The following is a 2,049-nucleotide window of genomic DNA, read 5'->3' as shown; positions in this document are numbered from 1 at the left end:
TCGCAGATCACCCACGAGCACGGCATCCCCAAGACCACGCGCAACGTCGGCCCGCGGATCAGCGTGGTGTTCCGGGTGCGGCCGGAGAACTGGCGGACGGACTGACGCATGCGGCGTTGCCGATCGAACTACGAGGCCCGGCGCGTGCCCCCGTTGCCATCGCCCCCGCGCCTCGCGGACACTCGCGTCCGCTCCCCGCCGACCCGTTCGGCCCGGGCAACCCGACCGCACGGAACGCGGCGGAGCATGGACCGTCCGGCCCAGCCATCCCTGGCACGCCCGGACTCGCTAATGGACGTAAGGAATAGCCAATGCAGAACCTTGTTTCGCTGAACCTGTCGGCGCAGGACCTCGCCGACGCCGATGCCGCCATCGCCACCCTGCGCCGCGTGTTCGCCCCGATGGTCGCGCTGCAGCCCAGCCAGCGGCGCGACCTGTACAAGATGGGCGACAAGTCCGAGCACTTCTGCCGGCAGACGCTGTCGGTGCTGGCGTCGAACCCGCAGATCATCCCGCCCAGCCTGGACCTGGCCGAGGCCCAGGCCGACCTGGCCGCGCTCGACCTGCTGCGCCCGCGCCTGCAGCAGCTCGAGCAGCTGGTCGAGCGCGCCGACGACACCGCGCTCGCCCTCGGCAGCGACATCATCACCGTCGCCCTGGAGGGCTACGGCCTGCTGAAGGTCTCGGGCAAGAACGAGGCGCTGAAGTCCGCCCGCAAGGCGCTGTCGGCGCGCTTCTCCAAGGGCAGCCGCGGCGCCGAGCCCGGCCCGGCCGCGTAACACCGGCGCGACACCGCCGTTGAGCGATCGAGCCCGGCGGGCGAGGCCAGCAAGCCTCGTCCGCCGGGCTTTCTGCTTCATGCGCCAGGCAAATTGGTCGGAGGGTTGAGGCTGGGGAGCTTCAGGCGTGACCCGATCGGCCCCGGCGGCGAGGCAGCTCGCATGAACGCTGAGGCGGACAGGCCTGAAGGTTGAGGCGGAACGGGTCGGTATCGAGGCTCGGGGCTTCGAGGTTTGGAGCAAAAAGCCTCGCGGGTGAGGCTCACGGACTTAGCTCGCCTTCGAGCGGTCTGTCCATGGCGTTCTCGCCTTCGGTACAGGCTGTTCACTAAGCGCGAGGCCCGTCAGGCGACGCCGCCGCCCCCGTTCCGTAAAGTGTCTCCGGCCATCGGGTCCGGGGGGACGACGCGTGACGACACCAGAAGCCATTGCCCGGCAGAACATCGACCGGAAGCTGGAAGCCGCCGGCTGGGTCATCCAAGGCACGAAGGAGCTGAATCTCGGAGCCGGACAGGGCGTCGCCGTCCGCGAGTACCCCACCGACAGTGGCCCCGCCGACTACGTGCTCTTTGTCGATCGCCAGCCCGTCGGCGTCATCGAAGCCAAGCGCGACGAGGCGGGGCAGAACCTCAGCACCCACGAGACCCAGACCGAGCGCTACGCCAACGCCACCCTGAAATGGCGCAAAGGCGGCGCCCCGCTGCGCTTCCTCTACGAAGGCACCGGCCAGATCATCTACTTCACCGACGGCGCCGACCCGGCGCCGCGCGCCCGTGAGCTGTTCCACTTCTTCCGCCCTCAGACGTTGGCCGACTGGGCCGCGCAACCCGATACCCTGCGCCGCCGCCTGACGCAGATGCCGCCGCTCCCCGAGCGCAACCTGCGCGACTGCCAGATCAACGCCGTCACCGGCTTGGAGAAGTCGCTGGCAAGAAACAAACCGCGCGCCCTGATCCACATGGCCACCGGCGCCGGCAAGACCTTTACCGCCATCACCTCGGTCTACCGCCTGCTCAAGTTCGCCGGCGCCAAACGCATCCTGTTCCTGGTCGACACCCGCAACCTGGGCAAGCAGGCGCACCAGGAGTTCATGGCCTATACGCCGCCGGACGACGGCCGCAAATTCACCGAGCTGTACAACGTCCAGCGCCTCGCCTCGAGCAACATCGACCCGCATGCGCAGGTCTGCATCAGCACCATCCAGCGCATGTACTCCATCCTGTCGGGAGATGCGATCGACGAGGCGGCAGAAGACATCTCCGCCGGCGAG

General features: G+C 68.7%; 2 protein-coding genes. Both read left to right on the top strand.

Translation table 11 applies throughout. The features are described 5' to 3' along the window. Positions 1–311 precede the first annotated feature (311 nt). A complete protein-coding gene (locus tag V6M45_RS13425; RefSeq protein WP_332657041.1) occupies positions 312–779 on the top strand; it encodes a hypothetical protein in 468 nt (155 codons plus the stop codon). 409 nt (positions 780–1,188) lie between these two features. After that, on the top strand, positions 1,189–2,049 hold an 861-nt coding region (locus V6M45_RS13420), incomplete at its 3' end, for a DEAD/DEAH box helicase family protein (protein WP_332657040.1).

It is taken from the genome of Brevundimonas sp., assembly GCF_036676055.1.
Taxonomy (GTDB): Bacteria; Pseudomonadota; Alphaproteobacteria; order Caulobacterales; family Caulobacteraceae; genus Brevundimonas.
The sequence above is the reverse complement of the archived record's forward strand: the minus strand, read 5'-3'. Positions and strand labels throughout refer to the sequence as shown.